The 26,574-nt window shown below is 55.1% G+C and carries 19 protein-coding genes and 2 tRNA genes; 5 read left to right on the top strand and 16 right to left on the bottom strand.

The annotated features are described in order from the left end of the window. Positions 1-26: 26 nt before the first annotated feature. Together mfd and serB are read left to right on the top strand one after the other, a co-directional pair. Positions 27-3,434 (top strand): transcription-repair coupling factor, encoded by a 3,408-nt coding sequence (gene mfd, locus EI185_RS04190; protein ID WP_124703876.1) that lies wholly within the window; start codon positions 27-29, stop codon positions 3,432-3,434. Between the two features lie 4 nt (positions 3,435-3,438). Beyond that, positions 3,439-4,287, top strand: a complete 849-nt coding sequence (serB, locus tag EI185_RS04185) for a phosphoserine phosphatase SerB (protein ID WP_124703875.1) — start codon at positions 3,439-3,441, stop codon at positions 4,285-4,287. Between the two features lie 55 nt (positions 4,288-4,342). Here the strand turns inward: serB and EI185_RS04180 are convergent, their stop codons facing one another. The 5 genes from EI185_RS04180 to EI185_RS04160 are packed head-to-tail and all read right to left on the bottom strand — an operon-like array spanning position 4,343 to position 9,376. Further along, the gene (locus EI185_RS04180; RefSeq protein WP_124703874.1) at positions 4,343-6,451 is read right to left on the bottom strand and encodes a putative bifunctional diguanylate cyclase/phosphodiesterase; all 2,109 of its coding nucleotides are present in this window, start codon (positions 6,449-6,451) and stop codon (positions 4,343-4,345) included. Continuing rightward, positions 6,448-7,425 carry an ABC transporter substrate-binding protein gene (locus tag EI185_RS04175; protein ID WP_124703873.1) on the bottom strand — a complete coding sequence of 326 codons (978 nt, stop codon included), beginning with the start codon at positions 7,423-7,425 and terminating at the stop codon, positions 6,448-6,450. The genes EI185_RS04180 and EI185_RS04175 overlap by 4 nt, the downstream gene beginning before the upstream one ends. Positions 7,426-7,452: 27 nt before the next feature. Beyond that, positions 7,453-8,154 carry a DNA polymerase III subunit epsilon gene (dnaQ, locus tag EI185_RS04170; protein ID WP_124703872.1) on the bottom strand — a complete coding sequence of 234 codons (702 nt, stop codon included), beginning with the start codon at positions 8,152-8,154 and terminating at the stop codon, positions 7,453-7,455. A gap of 24 nt (positions 8,155-8,178) precedes the next feature. Continuing rightward, complete coding sequence (gene rnhA, locus EI185_RS04165) at positions 8,179-8,628, bottom strand: ribonuclease HI (RefSeq protein WP_124703871.1); 450 nt, start codon at positions 8,626-8,628, stop codon at positions 8,179-8,181. Then, positions 8,621-9,376 (bottom strand): class I SAM-dependent methyltransferase, encoded by a 756-nt coding sequence (locus EI185_RS04160; protein WP_124703870.1) that lies wholly within the window; start codon positions 9,374-9,376, stop codon positions 8,621-8,623. Before EI185_RS04160 ends, rnhA begins: the two co-directional genes overlap by 8 nt. 14 nt (positions 9,377-9,390) lie before the next feature. On the opposite strand from EI185_RS04160, the gene gloB reads away from it, so the two are divergent. Further along, positions 9,391-10,170 carry a hydroxyacylglutathione hydrolase gene (gene gloB / locus EI185_RS04155; RefSeq protein WP_124703869.1) on the top strand — a complete coding sequence of 260 codons (780 nt, stop codon included), beginning with the start codon at positions 9,391-9,393 and terminating at the stop codon, positions 10,168-10,170. Positions 10,171-10,375: 205 nt separating this feature from the next. Further along, positions 10,376-11,908 (top strand): LysM peptidoglycan-binding domain-containing protein, encoded by a 1,533-nt coding sequence (locus EI185_RS04150; protein ID WP_189836271.1) that lies wholly within the window; start codon positions 10,376-10,378, stop codon positions 11,906-11,908. 23 nt (positions 11,909-11,931) lie between these two features. On the opposite strand, the gene EI185_RS04145 is transcribed toward EI185_RS04150, so the two are convergent. Genes EI185_RS04145 through EI185_RS04130 form a run of 4 tightly spaced genes read right to left on the bottom strand, consistent with a single transcriptional unit; the run spans position 11,932 to position 18,456 of the window. Beyond that, on the bottom strand, positions 11,932-13,923 hold the full coding sequence (locus tag EI185_RS04145) for an ABC transporter ATP-binding protein (RefSeq protein ID WP_124703867.1): 1,992 nt from the start codon (positions 13,921-13,923) through the stop codon (positions 11,932-11,934). Continuing rightward, complete coding sequence (locus tag EI185_RS04140; RefSeq protein WP_124703866.1) at positions 13,920-15,329, bottom strand: ABC transporter permease; 1,410 nt, start codon at positions 15,327-15,329, stop codon at positions 13,920-13,922. The genes EI185_RS04145 and EI185_RS04140 overlap by 4 nt, the downstream gene beginning before the upstream one ends. After that, the gene (locus tag EI185_RS04135; RefSeq protein ID WP_124703865.1) at positions 15,326-16,303 is read right to left on the bottom strand and encodes an ABC transporter permease; all 978 of its coding nucleotides are present in this window, start codon (positions 16,301-16,303) and stop codon (positions 15,326-15,328) included. The genes EI185_RS04140 and EI185_RS04135 overlap by 4 nt, the downstream gene beginning before the upstream one ends. Beyond that, positions 16,300-18,456 (bottom strand): ABC transporter substrate-binding protein, encoded by a 2,157-nt coding sequence (locus EI185_RS04130; RefSeq protein WP_124703864.1) that lies wholly within the window; start codon positions 18,454-18,456, stop codon positions 16,300-16,302. Before EI185_RS04130 ends, EI185_RS04135 begins: the two co-directional genes overlap by 4 nt. 83 nt (positions 18,457-18,539) lie before the next feature. On the opposite strand from EI185_RS04130, the gene fabI reads away from it, so the two are divergent. Continuing rightward, complete coding sequence (gene fabI / locus EI185_RS04125; protein WP_124703863.1) at positions 18,540-19,325, top strand: enoyl-ACP reductase FabI; 786 nt, start codon at positions 18,540-18,542, stop codon at positions 19,323-19,325. Between the two features lie 162 nt (positions 19,326-19,487). On the opposite strand, the gene EI185_RS04120 is transcribed toward fabI, so the two are convergent. The 7 genes from EI185_RS04120 to clpP form a co-directional block, all read right to left on the bottom strand. Then, positions 19,488-21,392: a SurA N-terminal domain-containing protein gene (locus EI185_RS04120; protein ID WP_124703862.1), complete on the bottom strand. Its 1,905-nt coding sequence runs from the start codon at positions 21,390-21,392 to the stop codon at positions 19,488-19,490. A gap of 61 nt (positions 21,393-21,453) precedes the next feature. Next, positions 21,454-21,530, bottom strand: a tRNA-Asp gene (locus tag EI185_RS04115). Positions 21,531-21,551: 21 nt separating this feature from the next. Beyond that, positions 21,552-21,627: transfer RNA gene (locus tag EI185_RS04110), tRNA-Val, on the bottom strand. 9 nt (positions 21,628-21,636) lie between these two features. After that, positions 21,637-21,909 (bottom strand): HU family DNA-binding protein, encoded by a 273-nt coding sequence (locus EI185_RS04105; RefSeq protein ID WP_124703861.1) that lies wholly within the window; start codon positions 21,907-21,909, stop codon positions 21,637-21,639. A gap of 157 nt (positions 21,910-22,066) precedes the next feature. Beyond that, positions 22,067-24,493: an endopeptidase La gene (gene lon / locus EI185_RS04100; RefSeq protein ID WP_124703860.1), complete on the bottom strand. Its 2,427-nt coding sequence runs from the start codon at positions 24,491-24,493 to the stop codon at positions 22,067-22,069. Positions 24,494-24,654: 161 nt separating this feature from the next. Continuing rightward, positions 24,655-25,914 carry an ATP-dependent Clp protease ATP-binding subunit ClpX gene (gene clpX, locus EI185_RS04095; protein WP_124703859.1) on the bottom strand — a complete coding sequence of 420 codons (1,260 nt, stop codon included), beginning with the start codon at positions 25,912-25,914 and terminating at the stop codon, positions 24,655-24,657. A 29-nt stretch (positions 25,915-25,943) separates the two neighbouring features. After that, a complete protein-coding gene (gene clpP, locus EI185_RS04090) occupies positions 25,944-26,573 on the bottom strand; it encodes an ATP-dependent Clp endopeptidase proteolytic subunit ClpP (protein ID WP_124703858.1) in 630 nt (209 codons plus the stop codon). Between the last annotated feature and the right edge of the window lies 1 nt (position 26,574).

Raw genomic sequence — 26,574 nt, 5'->3', positions numbered from 1 at the left:
TATAATGCGTTCATTTGCGATCCCACATGCTCTTCAATCAGCCGCTTCCCACATCTGGTCAACGCGTCCGTCTGCAGCCAATCACCGGCTCTGCCGATGCACTGGCGCTGGCTGAACTGGCCGGACAAGCGCGCCCGCTGGTAGTGCTCACCGCCAATGCGCTGGATGCCCAGCGACTGCTGGAGGAAATTCGCTGGTTCGCGCCGGGTCTGCAAGTCAATCTGTTGCCGGACTGGGAAACACTGCCTTATGACCATTTTTCGCCGCATCAGGATCTGGTTTCCGAACGCCTGGCCACGCTCTACCAGATTTCTCAAAGCCAGTGCGACGTCGCCATCGTTCCGGTAACCACGGCGCTGTATCGACTGGCACCCCCGGCCTATCTTGGCGCTTATACGTTTTTTCTCAAACAAGGCCAGACGCTGGATTTGAATGCGCTGCGCGGGCAGATGACGCTGGCCGGCTACACCGCAGTGAGTCAGGTAATTTCCCCCGGCGAATACAGCGTGCGCGGCGGGTTGCTGGATTTGTTCCCGATGGGCAGCCCGTTGCCCTACCGCATCGACTTGTTCGACGACGAAATCGAGACCATCCGTACCTTCGACGTGGATACCCAGCGCAGTATTTACCCGGTAAATGAAATCCGCCTGCTGCCGGCACGCGAATTTCCTCTCGACGAAGCCGGCATTGCGCGCTTCCGCGAGGGTTTCCGCGACCGCTTCGAAGGCGATGCTTCCAAACGCCAGCTCTACAAGGACGTGAGCAATGGTCTGGCACCAGCGGGCATCGAGTATTATCTGCCGCTGTTTTTCGATACCACCACCAGCCTGTTCGATTACCTGCCGGACAATGCCATGCTCTGTCTGCACGGCGATGTGGAGGCCGCCGCGCAGGATTTCTGGCGCGACACCGAATCGCGCTACAAGCTGCTGCGCGGCGATCCGCAGCGGCCTTTGTTGCCGCCTGCCGACCTGTTTCTTTCGGTCGATGCGCTGTTCGGCGGGCTGAAGAGCTATCCGCGCGTTGAACTCAGCCGGGGCGACACCGAAGGCGGTAGCACGCGCCCGCTGCCCAAGCTGGAAGTCGAGCGCCGCGCCGATGACCCCCTGCACCGCGTCAAGAATTTCATCAGCCGCTTTTCAGGCCGGGTTGTGCTGCTGGCGGAGAGCCTGGGACGGCGCGAAACCATGGCGCAGTATTTCGCCGAATACGGACTCAAACCGGTGCTGTGCGAGGATTATCAAAGCTGTACGGTTCCGGCTGGCCGGCTTTTGCTGGGTGTTGCCCCGTTGGGTCACGGCTTCATTCTTGAAGCAGATAGTCCCACCGCCTTCGTTACCGAAACCGAACTGTACGCCACCACGGTACGTACGCGCAGCCGCGACAGCGGACGTCGCAGCCAGGTGGACAGCATGCTGCGCGACCTGTCCGAGGTCAAGGTGGGTGACCCGGTGGTGCACGCCGACCATGGCATCGGACGCTATCTTGGCTTGGTGAGCATGGATATGGGGGAAGGCGAGACGGAATTCTTGCTGCTGCAATACGCGGGTGACGACAAGCTGTATGTGCCGGTGTCGCAACTGCATCTGATCGGGCGTTACAGCGGCGCATCGCCCGAATCCGTTCCCCTGTCCAAGCTCGGTAGCGGCCAGTGGGAAAAAGCCAAGCGCCGCGCCATGCAGCAAGCACGCGACACTGCTGCCGAGTTGCTCAACCTGTATGCGCGGCGCGCGGCGCGCGAGGGCCACGCGTTCACGCTCAAACCGCATGATTACGAGGCCTTTGCCGAAGGCTTCGGTTTTGAAGAAACGCCCGACCAGGCTGCCGCGATCCAGGCGGTGATTACTGACTTGTGCACCGCCAAACCGATGGACCGGCTGGTATGCGGTGACGTGGGTTTTGGCAAAACCGAGGTCGCGCTGCGCGCCGCATTTGTGGCGCTGATGGATGGCCGCCAGGTCGCTGTACTGGTTCCCACTACCTTGCTCGCCGAGCAGCATTTCCAGACTTTTTCCGACCGGTTTTCCGACTGGCCGGTAAAAATCGCGGAACTGTCGCGCTTCCGCTCCGCCAAGGAAATCACCCAGGCACTGGCCGGCCTGGCGGATGGCAAGATCGACATCGTCATCGGCACCCATAAGCTGCTGCAGAAGGATGTGGTGTTCAAAAACCTCGGTCTGGTCATCATCGACGAGGAACACCGCTTCGGCGTGCGTCAGAAAGAGCAGATGAAGGTACTGCGCGCCGAAGTGGACGTGCTGACGCTGACCGCCACGCCGATCCCGCGCACGCTGGCCATGTCACTGGAAGGCATCCGCGATTTTTCGGTGATCGCTACCGCGCCGCAGAAGCGCCTGGCGATCAAGACTTTCGTGTCGCGCTACTCGGATGGCGTGATCCGCGAAGCGGTGCTGCGCGAATTGAAACGCGGCGGCCAGGTGTATTTCCTGCACAACGAGGTAGAAACCATCCTCAACATGGAAGCCAGGCTCGCCAAACTGTTGCCCGAAGCACGCATCCGCGTCGCCCATGGCCAGATGCCGGAACGTGAGCTGGAACATGTGATGCGCGATTTCCACCAGCAACGCGTCAATGTACTGCTGTGCACCACCATCATCGAAACCGGGATTGATATTCCCACCGCCAACACCATCATCATGAACCGTGCCGACAAGTTCGGACTGGCGCAGCTGCACCAGTTGCGCGGCCGGGTCGGGCGCTCGCACCATCAGGCCTACGCTTATCTGCTGACGCCTGAGGAAGAGGCGCTCACCTCCTCCGCCAAAAAACGCCTGGAAGCCTTGCAGATGATGGAAGAACTGGGCGCGGGCTTTTATCTCGCCATGCATGATCTGGAAATACGCGGCGCCGGCGAGGTGCTGGGCGATTCGCAAAGCGGTAGCATGCAGGAGATCGGCTTCAGCCTGTACAACGACATGCTTAACCATGCCGTGGCAGCGCTGAAAAAGGGCATCGAACCGGACATGAACCAGCCACTCGGGATAACCACGGAAATCAATCTGCACACCCCTGCCCTGCTGCCCGACAGCTATTGCGGCGATATCCATGAGCGACTGGTGCTGTACAAACGCTTCGCCAACTGCAGCAACAGCGATGAGCTGGACGACCTGCACGCCGAGCTGGTGGACCGTTTCGGGCTGTTGCCGGAACCGGCACAGGCACTGCAGGAATCGCATCGCTTGCGCCTGCTCGCCAAGCCGCTGGGCATAGCCAAGCTGGATGCCTCCACAGATGCGATCAGCATCCAGTTCGTGCCCAACCCGCCAATCAATCCGGCGCGGATTATTGAATTGATCCAGACCCGGCGCAATTTCAAGCTGGCCGGCCCGGACAAGCTACGCGTAACGGTCTCATCGCCGACCTTGGCAAACCGCGTGGAAAACATTAGAAAACTATTTAAAGAGTTATCCTAATATCATGAATTATAATTTGATTGTTCAGGCAACAAACATTGCGACCCAGTCCCTGAAACAGCTCGCCAAGCTTAGCGGCGCACATGAAATTCAGGCCATTTCCCAGCAGGCGTTCCGCCTGACGGGAGCGAATCCGGATAGCCAGGCCGCTGTGGCCAATTTTTGCAACGAGGTCGCTCTGGACTATGGCTTTGTTCCATCCACGCGTCGCCCGAGTGATTTCGGACTGGTGGTGATGGATATGGATTCCACGCTGATCACGATCGAATGCATCGACGAGATTGCCGACATGATAGGCGTCAAGCCGCAAGTCGCGCAGATTACCGAAGCCGCCATGCGCGGTGAGATCGATTTTTCCGAGAGCCTCACCCGGCGCGTGGCGTTGCTGGCGGGACTCGATCAATCCGCATTGCAACGCGTGTATGACGAACGCCTGCAACTTTCTCCGGGTGCGGAAAAAATGCTCGGCAAACTTAAACAGCACAACATCAAGACGCTGCTGGTATCCGGCGGCTTCACATTTTTCACCGAACGCCTGCAGGCACGGCTCGGGCTGGATTACACTGCCGCCAATACACTGGAAGTCGTTGCAGGCAAACTGAGCGGGCGCGTGTTGGGACAGATTATTGACGCCCAGGGCAAGGCTGATTGGCTCAATCGCATCCGTAACGAGTTGGGGCTGACATATGAACAGGTCGTAGCCATTGGTGACGGTGCCAACGACCTGAAGATGATGAGCGAAGCAGGGATATCCATTGCTTATCACGCCAAACCAGTGGTGCAGGCACAGGCTGGCTATGCAGTGAATTTCAACGGGCTGGATGCTGTCATTCCTATACTCGGTATCCAGTAACAGGCATTTAATATAACGGCACCACCCGCAAACGCCACGTCAAATACCTTGCTGATCAGGTTTTACACAAAGCTTCGGCATTTTCGGGTTTGTGTATCCAGTTTCCTTGCACAAAATCCACTCCGATTTCTTTCAGTTTTAACAATACGCGCTCACTGTCCACAAATTCGGCAATCGTCAACAAACCCATTTGATGACCGATCTTGTTGATGGCTTCGACCATTGCCAGATCGATGGCATCGTCCGCCATATCCTTGATAAAGGCACCATCAATTTTCAGATAATCCACATTCAGATTTTTCAGATAATTGAGTGATGACAGTCCGCTGCCAAAATCATCCAGCGCAAAGCGGCAACCGAGCGATTTGAGTTCTTTGATAAATGTATTCGCCGCACCGAGATTGGTGATGGCGGCGGTTTCGGTAATTTCTATGCACAAGGTTCGTGCCAGTGCCGGATTGTCTACGAGATGGGATTTCAGATATTGCACGAAGCCTGCATCGCACAGTGATGCGCCCGACACGTTGACTGCCCAGGTTTGCAGTTCACAGCTATCTGGCGCGATATATGCGTCGCATAGCTTGAAGCTATTTTCCATTACCCAGCGATCCAGCATCGGCATCAAGTGATAACGTTCAGCCGCCGGGATAAACGCCATGGGCAGAATGCATTGACCCGATTCGTCTATCATGCGTAGCAATAACTCCACATGCAGGCCCTGTTCCTGCTTCTGCAGTGGCTGGATCTGCTGAAAATAGAGTTGCAACCGGTTTTCTGCGATGGCCAGTTGAATACGATTGACCCATTGCATTTCGCCACGACGCTTGGCCAGTTCACTATCCTGCATCTGATATAAATGGACGCGGTTGCGACCATGATCCTTGGCAGCGTAACAGGCGGCATCCGCCGAGGTGAGCAGACTGACCACGTTGTCGCTTTCGTGGTTGATCATGACAATACCGATACTGACTCCCACCATGAAGTTTTTTTCGCCCATACTGAAACGGAAATCTTCCACCGTTTTCCGCATGATTTCAGCTAACTCCAGCGCTTTATCCTGAGGACAGTTTTCCAACAACAGACCGAATTCATCCCCCCCAAGACGCGCCAGGGTATCGCGTTCGCGGACTTCCTGTTGCAAATGCAGGGTCAGCTGGCGTAACAGTTCATCGCCTGCCACATGACCACAACTGTCATTGACGATCTTGAACTGGTCAAGATCCATGTAACACAGTGCATGCTCTCTATCCTGGTGTTGCGCACTGAACAAGGCGCGTTCCAGCCTGACTTCGAACTCGCGCCGGTTAATCAGGCCAGTGAGCATATCGTGGCTAGCCTGATAGCTGAGCTTGGCGGTGGCCTGCAGAATCTGCTCCTGCAAGTTGTCATGCGCCCGGTGCAACTTGCTTACCATGCCGTTGATGCCATCTTCCAGAATACGGAATTCGTCATCGTTGCCACCCAGCTTCACGCGCACATCCAGATAACCCCTGCCGATTTTGTCCACAGCACTGGCCAGCTTCATAATCGGCACGGTAATCTCTCGTCCCAAGCGTAGTGCCAGCAAGGCCGTGGCAATGAGCGCGGCAATGGTCAGCAGTGCGGCGCTGCGCAGCACCTCGTTCTGGCGCTCCATGGTGGCTTTACGGGACAACTCTATAGCCACGTAGCCCAAAGGCGCTGCGTTCACAGGCTGGATGGCTGGCGCGGGTGTTGAAGTCAACGCGAAATCATCAACCTGAACTTCCGTCTGCCGGATAGGCATCCGGAAAAATAACACGTTGGATCGAGTGGCAACGGTAACAGTATCGTTCTGGCTTGAAACAGGGATATCGCCAGGTTGAATGCCGGCCAGTTTGCTCTGTTTAAGGCTGTTGCTGGCCAGTACATTACCGCCACGATCCATGATATACACTGAGACAACATCAGGCTCGGCAAGCGCTGAATCAGCCAGGCGCTGCAGTATCTGGTTATTCCCGGAAATCACGCCATATTCGCATGCGGGTGCCAGGTGACGGGCAATGGCCAGTCCGCGTGCGCGTAGCGCCTGGTCCAGATCGGTGATACGCGACAGCGTGAAAAAATAGCCTAAAGATAATGCAAGCAATGTGGCGGGCAGAAGAGCCAGCAACAAAACCCGGCGGCGAATGCTTGATTTCATCATTGCTCCTGTTCCCTGCGCTGCAATGCCGTTTGCAACTCAATCTCGTCAGGCACGGAAATATTCAATGAGCGCGCCACCTGCTGGTTAATGCTCACGGTAAAATATTTCGGGTACTGCGGCGCAGGTAAATCACCGGTGTCGAGGTAGCGTAATGCCACTTCGGCAGCGTGATAACCAATCTGCTGAGGCTTTGAATACAGCGCCACAATTGCGCCGGCACGTACCAGTGCCTGCGAGTAACCAATCAATGGGACATGATAGCGATAAGACGTAAGCAGCACGCCCTGAATATCGTTTTTGTTATATAGCAACGCATCCGGCAGCACCAGCAGCATATCGCTTGCTCCCAGCAAATGCTCCAAAGCAGGGATGATTTCGCTTGCATTGGGTATCAATTCACCAGTCACCTGGATTTTTTGCAATCTGGCTGATGCTAATAACGCCTCCAGCTTTTGCCGGTTTTTCTCACGCAATAACACGCCTATTCTCCGACGTTCCGGGAAAGCCATGCGTATCATGGCCAGTTGGCGTGAATAGGGTTGATCAAGGTAAATGGCGCTAATTGATCTGCGTGCCTCATTGGCTGGCAAGGCTAATGAGTCGAAGCTGTCTTTGGGCACCAGCACGGCCAGGATAGGCGCGCGAGTATTCAAGGCAAGCGCTGCCCGGGTGGCTTTCATTCCGACACTTACCAGCAAGCTCGTGTTCGCTGTCACGGCTTTTTCTGCACGTTCAAGAGAGGCTTCGACAATCACCTGGACGGCAGGCCGTTCATGCTGCAATTGCACACGAAAACCATCTGCGACTTCCTGGTAAGGCGGACTCTTGTCACTCATCAACACCAGCACGCCTGCTGCCCAGGAAGGTGCACACAGAAGCAAACTGGCGGCTGACAGCAATACCAATCGGTACAGGAGTAGCCAGCTCCAGCGTATAGCCGCGTCGGAGCTGGAAATCGCTGGAAGAAGATACACGTGACTCCGCTTTACTTGAATGGCCGCTTATCCTGGCAGAGTGGAACGCCACAGGCTGGCTTTGCGGCTTTCCTGTTCCAGTCGTGTGAGTTCAGTCTCATGTGCGGATATTTCAAGCGTGTCAGCCAGGATAATTCTCAATGGGGCATGCGTACTGCTGGATTGTTGGCCGAACTGGGCGGGTTTCGTTTCCACCTCCATCACCAGACTTTCCTGGCCACGTGTCATTCCGAGATATACGGCGCCCAGCAGTTCGGCATCCAGCAAAGCTCCATGCAAGGTACGGCTGGTATTATCCACTTCATAGCGCTTACACAGGGCATTCAGGTTGTTTTTTTGACCAGGATGGAGATCTTTGGCCAATTTGAGCGTGTCGGTAACTTCCGAACAATATTCGACCATGAGCGGGCGATCAAGACGCTGCAATTCGGCATTGAGAAAACCCAGATCGAATGGCGCATTATGGATGACCAACTCGGCTCCGCGTAAGAATGCAAGCAGTTCGTCCACGATATCCGCAAAGCGCGGTTTGTCCTGCAGGAATTCGCTGGTCAGGCCATGCACTTGCTGCGCACCCGCGTCGATATCGCGTTCCGGATTGAGATAGCGATGAAAGCGGTTACCAGTCAGCCGCCGATTGATCATCTCCACGCCGGCCACCTCGATAATACGGTGCCCTTGTCTTGGGTCGAGGCCGGTCGTTTCGGTATCGAGAAATATTTGTCGCATGTCTGGTTCGCTTGCTTGTTATGCTTACTGTACTGACAGCACGCCCTGATTGGCGAGTGCATCAGCGCGTTCGTTACCGGGATGCCCGCTATGACCTTTTACCCATAACCAGTCTACCTGATGCTGACTGACCAATTCATCCAGCCGCTGCCACAGGTCTACGTTTTTGACTGCAGTGTTGCTGCTGGTACGCCACCCACGCCGTTTCCAGTTGGGTAACCACTCAGTGATCCCCTTCAACACATACTGTGAATCGGTATGGATACACACACGGCTGTTGCGTTTCAAACTTTGCAGGGCCTCGATGACAGCCGTCAACTCCATGCGGTTGTTGGTAGTGAGAAGTTCCCCGCCAACCAGTTCCTTGCGATGCTCTCCGCTAACCAGTAGTGCTCCCCAACCCCCGACGCCGGGATTGCCTTTACACGCCCCGTCCGAATAAATGTTTATAACAGGCAAACTACGGTCACTCATTAGGGTGTTTCAACTTTCTATATTGATTCAAATTCACTACATTCCGGGCGGCGGGGGTCAGCGCTGCTGATTTGACAGCCGGTTCGCGCCAGTTGGGTGTAATCAGACGCATACCCTGCACGCGTTTGACGGCCTTGATGAAATAGACACCTCCGCCCATGGCCCACCAGCGATCTCCGGCAGCCTCCATAAAAGCAAAACGTTGCAGCCATCTTGCCTGACTGAATGGAGGTGTGTAACAGCACATGCTACCGCCCTGCGTTTCAAAACCCAGCAAGGATAACCAGTCCTTGAGACGCGGCAGTGTTATGAAACGGCCGCACCACGGAAATTCGCCCTCTCTCTGTTTGATCCAGCGGCTGGCGCCCCACAGGCTGCGCGGATTAAAACCGCTTACAATCAGATGGCCTTCAGGCATCAGGATACGTTCCACCTCGCGCAATACCTGGTGCGGGTGCGTCGCAAATTCCAACATGTGTGGAATCACCACCAGATCCATTGATTGGCTGGCAAACGGCAGCAACTCCACATCTGCGCGCACTGCCACTGCCCCGCCATATCCGACCCGGTAGCGCTTCGGGATACGGCAGTTACGCAACAAATCCAGCTCCGGGTGGCCGATTTGCACCGCATTAAAACCGAACATATCTGCCACTACCGTGTCGAAATAGGCACTTTCTCGCGCCTGCAGGTGCTGTCCCAGCGGCGTTGTCAACCATTCATCCAGAGAAATAGTTCTTTGTGCCATGCTATCCTGCTCCCATGCATTCTGATATTTTTCTGACACCGGTACGCGCCTTTACCGACAACTATATCTGGGTCATCCATCGCGGTAATTTTGCTGTCGTGGTTGACCCCGGTGACGCACAACCAGTCATCCGGTTTTTACGCGACAAACACTTACAACTTGTGGCTATTTTAACCACACACCACCATGCCGACCACACCGGTGGCAATCTGGCCCTATTAGAACACTATCCAGTGCCTGTATACGGCCCCGCCAGCGAAACTATACCCGGCATCACCCAGCCGTTACATGATGGAGATATTGTTTCCCTGCCTGAATTGATGCTGGATTTGCATGTACTCAATGTGCCGGGGCACACCGCAGGACACATTGCCTATTATGGTACAGGTAGCCTGCTGTGTGGCGATACACTGTTTGCTGCGGGTTGCGGCAGGTTGTTTGAAGGCACCCCCGCGCAGATGGCTACCTCGCTTGCCAGACTGGCACAATTGCCTGATGACACGGCTGTTTATTGCGCACATGAATATACGCTTGCCAATATCGATTTTGCACTCAGCGTGGATGGTGCCAACCCGGCCTTGATCGAACGCGCCCGCATCGAACGGGAGAAACGCGCTGTTGATTTACCGACCTTGCCTAGCAGTATCGGCCTTGAGAAAGCGACCAATCCTTTTTTGCGCTGTCATCTAAGCGCATTACATAAAGTTGCAGAAACCTGGGCCGGTCAATCATTAGCGGATGACATCGCTGTATTCGCGGCCTTGCGTGAAATGAAAAACGTATTTCGGGCTTAAATATGCACCAAATGTGGGCGCCTTGACCCCCATTGGTCGCTCCAGTACCATAGCCCGACTTATGTATAAGTCCTCAGCTCTGAATATCTTTCGCCAGCCCCTATGCTTTTGTTTACTGGCTTTGAGCCTGGCCCCTTCAGCATTTGCTGAAGCCGATGGTCGCATTCCTTCAGTCACGTCGCAGAATGGTGTAACGATTACTGTCTTGTCAGAGACCCAGGTCTTATCCGCTGCCGTCCCCACTCATGCAACAACAGTCGGCTCTCTTCCCAACGATCCGAATGCCACACCTGTCATCGATACGGCTCACTCGGGCTATGCTGCGCAGGAAACGGAAAATACAACTGACACCCCTGCCCCGGATTCAGGCGATTTGTGGCAGCGCATACGCAACGGCTTTGCGCTTAAGCCGCTTGATAGTCCACTTGTCGCCACCCACGTTGACTGGTATGCCCAGCGTCCGGATTATCTGCGCCGCACGATAGCGCGCAGCAAGATGTATCTGTTTCATATTATGGAGGAGGTTCAGAAGCGCGGCATGCCGGCCGAAATCGCATTGTTGCCGATTGTGGAAAGCGCATTCAATCCGATGGCCTATTCGCGTAGTCATGCGTCGGGTATCTGGCAATTCATTCCCTCCACTGGCAAGGATTTCGGTCTCAAGCAAAACAACTGGTATGACGGTCGACGCGATATCGTCGCAGCAACAGATGCCGCGCTCGATTATCTGGAAAAACTGCATACCATGTTTGGCACCTGGAACCTGGCGCTCGCTGCTTATAATTGCGGCGAGGGTTGCGTTTCCCGCGCCATCGCCAAAAATGAGGCGCAGGGCTTACCCACCAATTACCTAAGCCTGAACCTGCCTGCCGAAACCCGGCACTATGTCCCCAAGTTAATGGCGGTAAAAGAAATCATCTCCGATCCCGGCATGGCCGGACTCAGCCTGGACAGCATTCCCAATCAGGCCTACTTCGTTTCAGTCAGTCTGCATAAGCCCATCGACGTGAAGCTGGCTGCCAAGCTGGCAAACATGCCGGTCAAGGATTTCGAATCGCTCAACCCGGCATTCACCAGACCGGTTGTTCGCTCGGATTCAGGCCAACCTATCCTGCTGCCTGTAGACCGGGCTGAAGCTTTCTCCGACAACCTGAAAAATTACGATCGCCCGCTGGTAAGCTGGCAGCAATATTCAGCCAAAAAAGGTGAACGTGTAGTTAGCATTGCGAAAAAATTCGGCGTGACCGTGGCATGGCTCAAGCAACACAATGAATTTAATCTCACCCGCAAAGGCCGATTGACGGCCAATTATTCCCTTATGCTGCCGCTTGCCAACAAGGCAGACTCCCCAGTAACTGAAGCAAGCTCGAAATCCGTTGCAAACTCGCGCCATGCAAGCACCGTCAAGGTAAGACGTGGCGATACACTCGCCATGCTGGCCAGACATCATGGCGTCAGCATTGCCGAAATCAAACGCTGGAATCACTTGCATGGTGAGCATTTGCGCACCGGTAGCCGCCTTATCGTTGCTGAAGCAAATGGCGAGGTCGGCCCTAAGGCAGCTTCACACAAACGGCCTGCACACCACGCCAGAGCCAGGCGCTACACGGTGAAACGCGGTGACTCATTGTCTGGTATTGCGGAAAAGTTCGATGTCTCGGTGGCTGAAATTCAGTACTGGAATCGCATCAAGCATCACGCAGCAATCAAACCCGGTACCAGGCTGGTGCTTAATTAGATTTTTTCAGCAGCAATATCCATTCACGCAATCTGATTTGCCAGATGGCACCACACCATTTGATGGGAATTGATTTCAGTCTGTCCGGGATATTGCCTGCGGCACACCTCCATGGCCTGCGCACAACGCGGGTGAAAATGGCAGCCTGCCGGCGGCCGTGCCAGCGACGGCAAATCCCCATGCAACTGAATCTTCGGTGGCCGCGGCCCGCTGATTACCGGCGCAGCAGAAAGTAAAGCCTGGGTATAAGGGTGGCGTGGATGTTCCAGCACAGTTCGCGTATCACCCGTTTCCACTATACGTCCCAGATACATCACTGCGACGCGCTGCGCCAGATAATCCACCACCGGCAGATTGTGGGTGATGAACAAGTAACTCAACCCCAGTTCGTTCTGCAAATCTTTCAGCAGGTTAAGGATTTGCGCCTGCACGGACACATCCAGCGCGCTGGTGGGTTCGTCGCACACAATCAGTCTGGGCCGCACCGCCAGCGCACGGGCGATGGCGATGCGCTGGCGCTGGCCACCCGAAAATTCGTGCGGATAGCGATGCAGCGCTGTCTGCGCCAAGCCAACCTGATCAAGCAATCGCGTCATCGCTTTTCTGCGCGCCCCGGCGGCAGGCTCGACGCCCAGCGCCATCATGCCTTCTTCCAGTATCTCCACCACGCGCATACGCGGGTTGAGCGAGCTGTACGGATCCTGAAAAATCATCTGGAATCCGCTGCGCTGAGCGCGCAACCCGGCTGCACCGAGCCGGGTGAGTTCGCTGCCATTGAACAGCACGCTGCCTGCAGTCGGTTTGACCAATTGAATAATGGCCTTGCCCACGGTGGTTTTACCGCAGCCGGATTCGCCCACCAGCGCCAGCGTCTCCCCAACCCCAATATCCAGCGACACCCCATCCACGGCCTTGACTGCGCCGACCTGACGTTGCAACAGGCCGCTTCGAATCGGAAAATGCACTTGCAAATTACGGACCGTCAAAAGCGCTGTCGCTTTGCCCATGACAGCTTGCGTCACAGAAGTCGTGGGTACCGGCATGGCGGTGCGGCTGCCGGTGGGCGCCAGATGACAGCGCACTGTATGCCCCTGTGCCAGCTGCGTCCACGCCGGCGTCTCGCTCCGGCAAAGATCGAAAGCAGCATCACAGCGCTGGGCAAAACGGCAGCCGACGAACGCGCTGTCCAAGGCAGGCACCATGCCCGGTATGACTTCCAGCGCGCCGCCACGCTGCCCTCTGCCGGGCAACGCGGCAAACAGTTTGCGGCTATAGGGGTGAAACGGCGCGTCAAAAAATGCATCGCGCGGTGCGATTTCCACCAGCTCGCCGGCATACATCACGCCTACGCGATCCGCCATTTCGGCCACCACACCCAGATCGTGGGTGATCAGTAACATGCCCATGCCGCGCTCACGCTGTATGCTGCGCAGCAATTGCAATACCTGCGCCTGTATCGTTACATCCAGCGCGGTGGTGGGTTCGTCGGCGATGAGCAGGCGCGGATTGCCTGCCAATGCCATCGCGATCATAACGCGCTGTTTCATCCCTCCGGATAACTGGAATGGATATTCGCTGATACGCCGCGCCGCATCCGGCAGACCTACGGCATTGAGCAAGTGGATGGACTCGGCTCGCAAGGCTGCTCCGCCAAGATTGCGATGGCGACGCAGCGATTCGCCGACCTGCTCGCCAATGCTGAGCACCGGGTTGAGACTGGTCATCGGCTCCTGGAAGATCATGCCGATCGCACCACCGCGCACGGCACGCATGGAAGCCTCGGGTAATGCCAGCAAGTCGCGCCCTTCCAGCAAAACCGCCCCGGCATCAATGGTGCCATGCTCCGGCAACAGGCGCATGATGGATAATGCCGTCATCGATTTACCGCACCCGGATTCACCCAGCAGCGCGAAGGTTTCATTGGCGGACACACTGAAACTCACATCATCCACGGCACGCACGGCACCGATGCGGGTGCGCAGATCGCTTATCTGCAACAACGGGGTGGGCTTCATTGCACCCTCCCGCGCGGATCGAACGCATCGCGCACGCTGTCGGCGAACAGGTTGGCGGCCAGCACCAGCGCGAACATGAACACAAACGCCGCGCTGAGCTGCCACCACACCACCGGCTCGCGTGCCATTTCCAGGCGCGCCGAGTTGATCATGTTGCCCCAGCTGTACATGGCCGGATCCACACCCACACCGACATAAGTCAACACCGCCTCGGCCAGCACCAGACCGGAAAAATCCATGACCACGGTAATCAGCACCAGGTGTTGCAGATTGGGCAAAATGTGACGCGTGATAATGCGCCAGTGCGACACTCCAAACGCGGTGGCGGCCTGGATATATTCCTGCTCGCGCAGTTTCAGCGTCTCGCCGCGCAACAAACGGCACAGCCCGGTCCAACTGGTCACGCCGAGGATCAGACACAGAAACAGCAGCCGAATATCGCTACGCGCAGCCGAGGTGTCGAACACGTCCGGGTGGGCTTCGATATACACCTGCATGATGAGCACCGAAGCTGCGATCAGCAGCACGCCCGGAATGGAGTTGAGTGTGGTGTAGAGATACTGGATCAGATCATCCACCCAGCCGCGAAAATAACCCGCCACTATCCCCAGCAACAATGCGAATGGCAGCATCACCAATGTCGTCAGCGTACCGATGACCAGTCCGGTACGTATGCTTTTCAGCGAGATGTAGAGCACGTCCTGCCCCACTTTGTCGGTGCCAAATACGTGATAAGCAGCCGCCAGTTGGACAATGACCAGACCCAGCATCAGCAGGATGGCGCAGGTAATCAACAGAGTGCGCCAAGGAATCGCATTGCCGCCACGCAGCAGGCGCACCAGTGCCGCAACCAGGCCGCCAGGCTGGCGGCGTGCCAGCAAAGCGGCCAGCAGCAAAACCAGAAGCGCCGTCAATGTCAGTCCCTCGATCACGCCCCATGCGATCCGCTGCACAATGTCGCGCATCCACTGCGTGTGCGGATCAGCCAGCTGCGCGCCGCCATATTTCAGGCGCGGATAATCACGCACGGTGCTGCCATTGGCCAGCACGATGGTTTCCTTGGCATAAAGATGCGTAGCCAGTGGCGCCGAGTAGGTTTTTTCCTTGTGCGTGCGCAGCTTGGGAAGCATGGCATCGAGCGCACTGAGCACCTCGACCCCGTATTGCACCGGCTGCCCGGCTTTCATCGCCAATGCGGGGCGGTAATGCAGCGAATCCAGCAGCCCGATCACCACAAACACCGCCAGCACCACTGCCGCTGCCATGCCGGTGGGGTTGGTCAGCACACGCCGCCATGGCGCACGCAGATAGTCGTGGCGGCGCACATACCAGGTAAATATGCCTACTGCGGCCAGCAGCAGGAATATCAACGCATCCGTCTTCAGCATGACCAGCTTGAACATCATTGCAGGCGCACCCTTGGATCAGCCAGGGTGTAGGAAATGTCGGTCAGCAGCAGGCCGATAATGTAAAGCGCGGAGCCGATGAACACCATGGCGCGCACGATGGCAAAATCCTGCGACTGGATGGCGTCAATGGTGTAGCTGCCCAGACCCGGAATGCCGAAAAACGATTCGGTGATCAGGCTGCCCATGAATAGCAGCGGCAACACCACCACCGCACCGGTGAGAATGGGGATCATGCCGTTCTGCAGCACGTGACGGAACAGCACGCGCCACTCGGACAGGCCTTTGGCACGCGCCGTACGCACGTAGTCCTTGCCGATCTCTTCGAGGAAAATAGTACGGTACCAGCGCGCACCGCCGCCGATTCCCGCAACGATGGAAACCACCACCGGCAGAAGGATGAAGCGCAGCCCGTCGATTCCGCCGTTGAAGCCTGAAATCGGCACCAGATGCCACAGCTTGGCGATGAGATATTGCCCGGCGATGATGTAGAACAAGCCGGAAATCGACATCAGCACCACGCACAGCACCACCCCCCAGAAATCCAGATAAGTGGCACGGAAAAACACCATGAGCAGGGCAAAGGTGATGTTCACCAGCAGCCCAATAATAAATACCGGCACCGCAATCGCCAGGCTGGGGCCGGCGCGGGTTTTGATCTCATGCCAGATATCGCGCCCGTCATCGGAGGTACCGAAATCAAGTACGAACATGCGCGCGGATTTCTCGAAAAAAATGGTATGGGTGATTTTATTGATGCCCGGCGCACTGGCGTCATAGAACAACGGCGCATCGTAGCCATGTTCAGCCTTCCAGTTGCTGATTGCCTGCGGCGTGACGCGCTTCATGCCCAGATGCATGCGCGCCATATCGTCCGGCGTATTGACCACGAAAAACAGCGCGAAGGTCAGCAGATTCACCCCGATCAGTATCGGGATGGCGTATAAAATTCGGCGCAGCAGATAGGCAATCATCGCGCCACACTCCGTTCACGCTGCCGCCACGCCCACAGCGCAGGTGCCAATGCCGCGATCAGCGCCAGCAATAACAGCAGCAATGGCCACAGCACCGGCTGATTCCACTGGTTACGCAATTTCTCGCGCAATTTCGGGTCGATGCGGCGGTATTTAAGCGTGTTGTTGGCCATCACATTGGGCTTGCTGGGTGCGACCCAGGCATGGCTCAGGCTGAACGCCTTGGGAAAATATCCGAACAGCCAGGGCGAGTCCACGCGCACGATGTTCACCATGCGGTCGATGATGGCCTGGCGCTCAGGGCCGTTATCCAGATATTTCATCTGGTCGAACAGTCGGTCATATTCCGGGTTGCTGTAATTCGCTGCGTTTTCGCCATTTTTTCCCACTTTCATGTTGGGCCCGTACAGCAGAAACAGGAAGTTTTCCGGATCGGGGTAATCCGCATTCCATCCCCATTCGAATATCTGCTCGGTGCCGCGCCGCATCTTGTCCTGAAAGCGATTGAAGTCGGTGCTGCGCACCACCAGCTGGATATTCAGTTTGGCAAATTGCTTGGTCATCCAGCTCAGGCGCGAGGCAGCATCCGGGCCGCTGGCATTCGTATCGAAATACAACACCAGCGGAGCGCCGGTTTGGGCATCGCGCCCGTCCGGATAGCCGGCCTCGGCCAGCAGGCGCCGCGCTTCTGCTATCGGGCGCCGCACCGGCTGGCCATTGACCAGCCGGTACACCACCGGGTTCACCCCGGCCGTGCCGCCCACATAGCCGAATATGCCCGGCGGGATCGGTCCTTGCGCCGGGATGCCGCGCCCATTGGCAAAAATGGAAATGTATTCCTCGTAGTCCACCGCGATGGCAATCGCCTGGCGTAATTTGCGCGCGCGTTCGCTCGAACCGCCTACCGTCGAATCGAGCATGTTGAAACCCATATAACTGCTCGTTGGCCGCACCGCCGTGGTCAGCCGGATACCCTTGGCGCGCATCGCTTCGGATGGCTGCGCCACCCCATTTGCGTTGATCTGCACAGCCTGGTCAAAGCTGTCCGAACTGATGCCGGAGGCGTCGTAGTAGCCCTGCAAAAACTTGTTCCAGTAGGGGATAGTTTCCTTTTCCAGGCTGAAAACCACCTTGTCGATAAACGGCAACGGCTTGCCGGCATCCTTCAACAAACCGGCGGCTGCGTCGCCCGGCTCGCCGGTGCGCGGGTAGGTCTCGCCGTGGAAATCGGGATTTCTCTCCAGCACCATCTGGCGATTGGGGTTGTTCCGGGTCAGCATGTAGGCGCCTGTGCCCAGCGGGTACCAGTCCAGGCTCAGGTTGCGCTCGGCCATGCCGGGCTGCGCATAGAAGCGATCCGCTTCTGGCGGCACCGGCGCGAAAAACGGCATCGCCAGCCAATACAGAAACTGCGGGTATTTGCCGCGCAGTTTGATGCGGTAGGTGTAGCGATCCACCACCTCCGCCCCGGCCAGTGGATAGCGCTGCAGATCAGGATATGTCCCGCGCGGAAGGCTGCGCGCCGCCTTCTCCAGTCGCGCTGCATAATCTTTCAGACCGATGATGTATTCGGCCATCACTCCCAGAATGGGTGAATTGAGTTGCGGCGCGGCGAGCCGTTTGATCTCGTAAACATAATCTGCAGCCACCAACTCGCGCGTGCCGCTGTGGCGGAAATCGCCGAGTGTCTGGATGCCATGCCAGTCGCCCGGTTTCATGTCCTGATAGCGCAGCCTGCCTTGGGCATCGCGTGCAAAAGCCGGATGCGGCTGATAGTAAATACCTGGCCGGATATGGATTTCGTATACGCTCTCGGCAATGGCGGAGACGGGGGCAGTAGCAGGCAGTGGCCGGCCCGAGGCATCGTAATAGGTTACCGTGGGCATTTGCGCTGCAGTCAGCGGGATGAGCGTATAAGGCCGTTTCAGATAGTGGTATTGCAACGGTGGTTCATAAATCTGCGCAGTAAATTCTGCTTCATTGCTGGCATAGGAGCGTGCCGGATCGAGATGTTTGGGCCGCTCTTCGAATGAAGAATAGAGAATATTGCTGTCACGATCGGCTGCCGGATAAGGGTCGTTCAAGGGGCCACTACCACACGCGCTCAATAGCACAGGCAATATCAACAGACCAAATAGCCGTAAAAAATTCATATCGGATGAGTTTAACCCAGCGCGTGTCTAGCGTCACGGCACAGCGGGTATAATGTTCAGGCATTTTCACTAAAGGAAAAAACATGGGATTTCTCGTCGGCAAGCGCATCCTCATCACGGGCTTGATCAGTAACCGCTCCATTGCCTATGGCATTGCCCAGGCCTGCAAACGCGAAGGCGCTGAACTGGCCTTTACTTATCAGGGCGACAAGATCAAGGATCGGGTAACCGAGTTTGCCAAAGAATTCGGGAGTGATTTAGTTCTGTCTTGTGACGTCTCCAGTGACGAGGAAATCACACAGCTATTTGCCGATCTCGGAGATCAATGGGACGGACTGGATGGCATTGTTCACTCGATTGCTTTCGTTCCCAAGGCAGCATTGGCAGGCGACTATCTGGAGTCGGTAACACGCGAGAATTTCCGCATCGCCCACGACATCAGTTCATACAGTTTTGCCGCGTTGGCCAAGGCAGGCCTCCCCATGATGCAGGGGCGGCGCGCGGCACTGCTTACCTTGAGTTATCTCGGTGCCACCCGCACCCTGCCTCACTACAATGTCATGGGGCTGGCCAAGGCCAGCCTCGAATCCAACGTCTATTACATGGCACAAAGCCTGGGGCCGCAAGGTATACGCGTCAATGCCGTATCGGCTGGGCCGATCAAAACGCTGGCTGCCAGCGGGATATCGGATTTTGGCAAGATACTGAATTACGTGGAACGCAACTCTCCACTACGGCGTAATGTAACCATTGAAGAGGTGGGTAATGCTGCTGCCTTTCTGCTGTCCGATCTGGCAAGCGGCATTACCGGCGAGATTACCTACGTCGACGCGGGCTTCAATACCACGGCCGGGGCCGACATGGGGTAATCCAGGAGCAATCCGGGACCGGGCAGAAAGCTTACCAAACAATGGGCGCGAGTATTCCATACTCGCGCCCATTCTTGTATCGGCATCTTATTCCCGGATTGAAGTTGCGATGTAAATTGTGCCCGATTGCGAGACGGCCGCTAACCGTCTTTATGCAATGGATTATTGTGCAGTTTTGTCCAGGCTTGCGGAAAGGATCTTGATCTTGGCCTTTGCTTCCAAACTGGCAAGATAGGCGGAAAAATCTGCTTGCGCCGCCAGTTGTGCCAGTTGGCCTTGCAGAGCCTTGATCTGGGCGGCATCCGCTGGCGGTGGGGGAATCACTCGCGTCACACGCGCCAGTGTATAGCTACCATCGGTGCCTTCTGCGCCGACATATGCCGGAAAATGCTGTTCGGCTGCACTGAATACCGGCTCAACCAATGCCGCGGGCAATCCAGTTACCTGTTGCCGAGAGATGAGCTGAAACGCACTCCATTTTACGGCGGGTTCCTTGCCTGCACGCAATTGCACCAAATCCTGCTTGCCCTGTTTTTCGGCCAGCGCTATAGCCTGAGTGCGCTTGAGTTGTTGTTCAATAGCCGCTCGTACCGTATTCAGTGGTTGCAGCGCAGCCGGTTTGTATTCGAGTAGACGAGCTGATGCCAGTGTATTGGGAGCAACTTCGATGGCTTCGGTGTTGCGCTTGTTTTTCAGCACATCATCAGAAAACAGCGCTTTCAGCATTTTCGGATTTGCCAGCAGGCTGCTGTCACCACCCTTACGGTTTATCCAGCCGGAGTCGGTAATCTGCAACTGAAGCGCGTCAGCCACAGGCTTGAGACTATCGGATTGTTCGTAAACCTGATTACTGAATGTTTCCGCTGCATCGGCAAAGCGTTTGCTGGCTTTTTGCGTTTGCAAGTCGCGCACAATATCCGCTTTCACCTCATCCAGGCTACGTGTACGGGCAGGCTTGATACCCGTCAATTCGATGATGTGATAACCAAATTCACTCAGTACGGGCTGGCTGATGGCACCATTCCGCATTGCGAACACGGCATCTGCAAAAGGTTTAACCATTGCATTACGGGGGAACCAGCCCAAATCACCACCTTGCAGGGCAGAACCCGTATCGCTCGATTCGCGTTTGGCTACTGTAGCAAAACTGCCAGGATTCGCTTTGACTTGCTGGTAAATAGCTTCGGCACGAGCTTTGGCAGCTGCGCGTTTTTGTGCATCATCGCCAGGTTTTACCGCAATTAGAATATGACTGGCACGGCGCTGCTCGGGCTCGCTATATTTTGCAAGATTCTGATCGTAGTACTGCTTGACATCCGCGTCGCTGATATGGATCTGACTGGCCAAAGCGTCCTGCGATAACACTACATATTGGAAGCGCGCCTGTTCCGGCAATGTGTAAGCGGCTTTGTGAGCGTCGTACCAGTTCTGTATATCCGCTGCATTGACGCTAACCTGATTCAGGAATTGTTCGGGTGTAAGTTTAACCGTGCTGATCTCGCGTTTTTGCTCGAATGCCTGCAAGAATCGTGCGGTAACATTGGATGGAATAATCGTTGAGGCCTGGAAAACTGAACGCACATCGTTAATCAGCAATTCCTGGCGTAGCTGATTTTCAAACTCGGTGATACTCATGCCTTGTTGTCGCAGAGCCTGCTCATAACGAGTTTGCGAGAACTGACCGTTTTCCTGAAATGCGGGCAGACCGGCAATGATCTTGGCCATTTCTGCGTCACTGACCACCATGCCTGCCTTGGTCGCAGCATCGATAATCAGGTGCTGGTTTACCACACCATCCAGAATCGATTTACGGATTTTCGGATCATTAAACATGGCGGGATCATAGGCGGCGCCCATGGATGCACGCATTTCCTGCTGCTGTGATTTGATAGCCCGATCGAATTCCTGCCGGGTCACCTTGTAACCGTTCACGCTGGCAAGAACGTCGCCATCGCCGCTCTTGTTAAAATAAGATTCCACTCCCCACAACATGAATGGAATAGTAATCAGCGCCAAAATTACCTTGGCGAGCCAGCCTTGTGCACGTTCTCGGATTGCATCTAGCATAATGGTTGTGTATTGATCTCAGTCAAACGAAAAAAGGCGAACTTTCGTTCGCCTTTTGTATTGGCGGAGTGGACGGGACTCGAACCCGCGACCCCCGGCGTGACAGGCCGGTATTCTAACCAACTGAACTACCACTCCAAATACCGGTATTGTCATAACTGGTGGGTGCTGAGGGGTTCGAACCCCCGACATTCGCCTTGTAAGGGCGACGCTCTACCAACTGAGCTAAGCACCCGGAAAGGCGCTAGTTTACTGCATCTTTCAGCGCTTTTCCAGCACGGAATTTAGGAACTTTAGCCGCCTTGATTTTGATGGCTGCGCCAGTACGCGGATTACGACCGGTGCGAGCAGCGCGTTTACCAACATAGAAAGAACCAAAACCAACCAGCGTCACCATATCGCCTTTTTTGAGAGCGCCTTTCACTGCGTCAACAGCAGCATCCAATGCACGGCCCGCTGCTGCCTTGGAAATATCGGCAGATTCGGCGATAGCATCTATCAGTTCGGATTTGTTCACGTGTGTCCCCTTTCTCGTAGAGTCAGCCACAGGAATGCCCTGCATCCGCTTTATAGCAAGCCGGAAAACCTTATGTCAAGCGGCTTCCAGCTGTTTTTGCCAAAAAAAAACCGCCCCTAAGGGCGGCATTCACAAGATCGGACAAAAAACGTCTCGATTAGTGCTTGGTGATGACAGTCACTTTATCCGGTTCGGCTACAGCAGTGGGAGGCGTCTCAGTTACCGGAGGAGTTGGCAACTCTGGCAAACCTTCCGGCATGCGCTCCAGCGCCATGTTCAGCACCTGATCTATCCATTTCACTGGCCGAATGTCCAGCTTATTCTTGATGTTTTCCGGAATATCCACCAAGTCACGCACATTTTCTTCCGGAATCAGTACAGTTTTGATTCCACCCCGATGCGCCGCCAATAATTTTTCCTTCAATCCGCCGATAGGCAGCACTTCGCCACGCAGCGTGATTTCACCGGTCATCGCCACATCTGCACGCACCGGGATACCCGTCAGTACCGATACCATCGCAGTACAAATGCCCACACCTGCACTCGGCCCGTCTTTTGGTGTAGCGCCTTCCGGCAGATGGATGTGGATATCATTTTTCTGGTAAAAGTCCTGCGGGATACCCAATACTGCGGAACGGCTACGCACTACCGACATCGCAGCCTGGATAGATTCCTGCATCACCTCGCCGAGCTGGCCTGTCGTAATCATCTTGCCTTTACCTGGCAACAGCACACCCTCAATAGTAAGCAACTCGCCGCCTACCTCGGTCCATGCCAAACCGGTTACCTGACCAACCTGGTTGTTTTTCTCGGCTACACCGTAATTGAAACGGCGCACGCCCAGATACTTTTCCAGATTGCGTGCAGTCACGCTGATCTTGCTGGCTTTGCCCTGTTTCATGAGCAGAGCCTTGACCCCTTTGCGACAAATTTTGGCAATATCGCGATCAAGGTTACGCACCCCCGCTTCACGCGTGTAGTAACGTACGATGTCACGCAATGCGCTCTCGGATATCGCGAATTCCTCGGGTTTGAGACCATTCGCTTTCATCTGCTTGCCTACCAGATAACGCTCGCCGATATTCACTTTTTCGTCCTCGGTGTAACCAGACAAACGAATAATTTCCATACGATCCAGCAGCGGCGCAGGAATGTTCAAAGTATTTGCAGTCGCTACAAACATTACGTCGGAAAGATCAAACTCCACCTCAACATAGTGGTCTGCAAAGGTGTGGTTCTGTTCCGGATCCAGCACTTCCAGCAGCGCAGAAGACGGATCGCCGCGGAAATCCTGCCCCATCTTGTCCACTTCATCCAGAAGAAAAAGTGGGTTACGCACACCAATTTTACTCATGCTCTGCAAAATCTTGCCCGGCATGGAACCAATATAGGTGCGACGGTGGCCGCGAATTTCGGATTCGTCGCGCACGCCACCCAAGGCCATACGGATAAACTTGCGATTCGTGGCTTTGGCAATGGATTGTCCAAGCGAAGTTTTCCCCACACCGGGGGGGCCGACTAGGCACAGAATTGGGCCCTTGAGTTTGTCCACGCGCTGCTGAACAGCCAGGTATTCGACGATGCGTTCCTTGACCTTGTCCAGGCCGTAATGATCAAGGTCCAGAATCGCTTCGGCCTTTTTCAAGTCTTTACTGATCTTGGTTTTTTTCTTCCAGGGCAATCCCACCAAGGTTTCAATGTAGCTGCGCACCACCGTGGCTTCTGCTGACATGGGTGACATCAGCTTGAGTTTTTTAAGCTCTGACTCGGCCTTGGCAAGACCTTCCTTGGACATGTGCGCTTCCTGGATGCGCTTCTCGAGGTCTTCGAGATCGGCACCCTCTTCCAGATCGCCAAGCTCCTTCTGGATTGCCTTGACCTGCTCATTAAGATAATACTCGCGCTGGCTTTTCTCCATCTGACGCTTGACACGTCCGCGGATGCGCTTTTCCACCTGCAATATATCGATTTCGCCTTCCATCAGGCTCATCAGATGCTCGAGCCGTGCACGCACCGGAAACATTTCCAGGATTTCCTGCTTCTGTTCCAGCTTCAAGGGAAGATGCGCCGCAATGGTATCCGCCAGGCGTCCGGCTTCGTCAATACCCACCAGCGAGGTGAGTATTTCAGGTGGAATTTTCTTGTTGAGCTTCACGTACTGGTCGAACTGCGCAACCAGAGCGCGGCGCATTGCCTCTGCCTCGTTGTCGGCACTCGTATCATCGACAGGCACCAGTTCGGCGCGCCCAACAAAATGGGTATCCACATCGGAATACTCGATAACATTGGCGCGCTGATTGCCTTCCACCAGCACTTTTACGGTACCGTCAGGCAATTTGAGCATTTGCAATATCGTTGCAATGGTGCCGATAGTGTACAAATCATCCGGTGACGGCTCATCTTTGGCAGCGGATTTTTGTGCGACCAGCAGAATGCTCTTACCAGACTCCATCGCTGTTTCCAGCGCCTTGATGGATTTTGGCCGACCAACGAACAATGGAATAACCATGTGCGGGAAAACGACGACGTCTCGCAATGGTAAAAGAGGGAGCGTTAATTCTTCGGTATCTTGGAGTAAGGCCATGATGGTGTTTAACCTTATGTCAGTAAAAATAGACCAGGACACCAAATGCAGGGCGGCTCAAGCAAATTCAAGTCGCACCTGCACTGATGTGCCATAAGCGATTGAATCCAATGAAAAACTTTTTTTACGCGCGGACAACCCTTAAGGATGTCCGCGATGTTTCAGGAAGCGACTTTGGGCTGGTCGGAATAAATGAGCAAAGGTTTACCCTCACCGGTAATGACCGATTCATCCAGAACTACCTTAGTGACATTGTCCATGGAAGGAAGTTCGAACATGGTGTCGAGGAGTGCGTGCTCAATAATGGAACGTAGCCCGCGCGCCCCGGTTTTGCGTTCCAGCGCGCGTTTGGCTATCGCTGCCAAAGCAGTGTCGCGAAACTCGAGTTCTGCACCCTCCATCTCGAACAATTTTGCATATTGCTTGGTCAGCGCATTTTTTGGTTCGGTCAGTATGGTAACCAGTGCTTCTTCATCCAGTTCCTCCAGTGTAGCAACGACGGGCAAACGTCCGACGAATTCTGGAATCAGACCGAACTTGATCAGGTCTTCGGGCTCAACATCGCGCAGCAATTGCGAAATATTGCGACTGTTATCCTTGCTTTTGACTTCCGCACCAAAGCCTATGCCGCCTTTGGAAGAGCGGTTTTGCACCACCTTTTCAAGGCCTGAAAAAGCTCCGCCGCAGATAAACAGGATGTTACTGGTGTCAACCTGCACAAATTCCTGATTCGGATGTTTGCGGCCACCCTGAGGAGGGATCGAAGCGGTAGTGCCTTCGATCAGTTTCAGCAATGCCTGCTGTACACCTTCGCCGGATACGTCACGTGTAATCGATGGATTGTCGGATTTTCGTGAAATCTTGTCTATTTCATCAATGTAAACAATACCGTTTTTTGCCTTCTCCACATCGTAATCACACTTTTGCAGCAATTTCTGGATGATGTTTTCCACATCCTCGCCCACGTAGCCAGCTTCGGTCAGTGTCGTCGCGTCGGCGATCACAAAAGGAACATTCAACAGCCGCGCCAAGGTTTGTGCCAACAGGGTTTTGCCCGAACCGGTGGGGCCGATCAGCAGAATATTGCTTTTAGCCAATTCCACTTCATCCTTGCCACCAAGATGGCGCAGACGCTTGTAGTGGTTGTATACGGCCACCGAGAGAATGCGTTTGGCTTTTTCCTGACCAATCACATATTCACCCAGAATTTCCCGAATCTCGCGTGGGGTAGGCAAATCGGATTTCCCGGACTTGCCGCCCTGCCCCTGCTGCACTTCTTCACGGATGATGTCGTTGCACAGATCCACGCACTCATCACAAATGAATACAGAAGGCCCTGCGATCAATTTGCGAACTTCGTGCTGACTTTTGCCGCAGAACGAGCAATAGAGCAGTTTTTCGCCGCTTCCTTTATCTGACATGAAACTCTCCGATGCTAAGCTAGTCGGCGTTAGCCGACGTTGTCCATGCGGCTGGTAATTACCTTGTCTACCAGGCCATATTTCACGGCATCTTCCGCACTCATGAAATTATCACGATCCGTGTCTTTCTCAATGACTTCTACAGGCTGCCCGGTATGATGAGCCATTAAACCATTAAGCCTTGCCCGCAAATAAATAATTTCCTTGGCATGGATTTCAATATCCGAAGCCTGCCCCTGGAAACCGCCGCTGGGCTGGTGAATCATCATGCGTGAATTGGGCAGGCAAAAACGCTTGCCCTTGGCGCCTGCGGTAAGCAGGAACGCTCCCATGCTTGCCGCCTGGCCCATGCACAGGGTACTTACATCGGGCTTGATGAACTGCATGGTGTCATACACAGACAGTCCGGCCGACACTGACCCCCCGGGGGAATTGATATACAGATAGATATCCTTGTCCGGGTTTTCCGATTCGAGGAACAGCAATTGCGCCACTACCAGATTGGCAGAGACTTCATTTACCGGGCCTACCAAAAAAACTACGCGTTCTTTAAGCAGGCGCGAATAAATATCGTAGGCACGTTCGCCCCGGCCGCTTTGTTCGACCACCATGGGTACCAGACCCAAGCCTTGCGGCTCCCAACTACGGCTTTCCATCATC

Origin of the sequence: Sulfuriferula multivorans, from assembly GCF_003851125.1 — a bacterium.
In the GTDB taxonomy this organism is placed as follows: Bacteria; Pseudomonadota; Gammaproteobacteria; order Burkholderiales; family Sulfuriferulaceae; genus Sulfuriferula; species Sulfuriferula multivorans.
The sequence above is the reverse complement of the archived record's forward strand: the minus strand, read 5'-3'. Positions and strand labels throughout refer to the sequence as shown.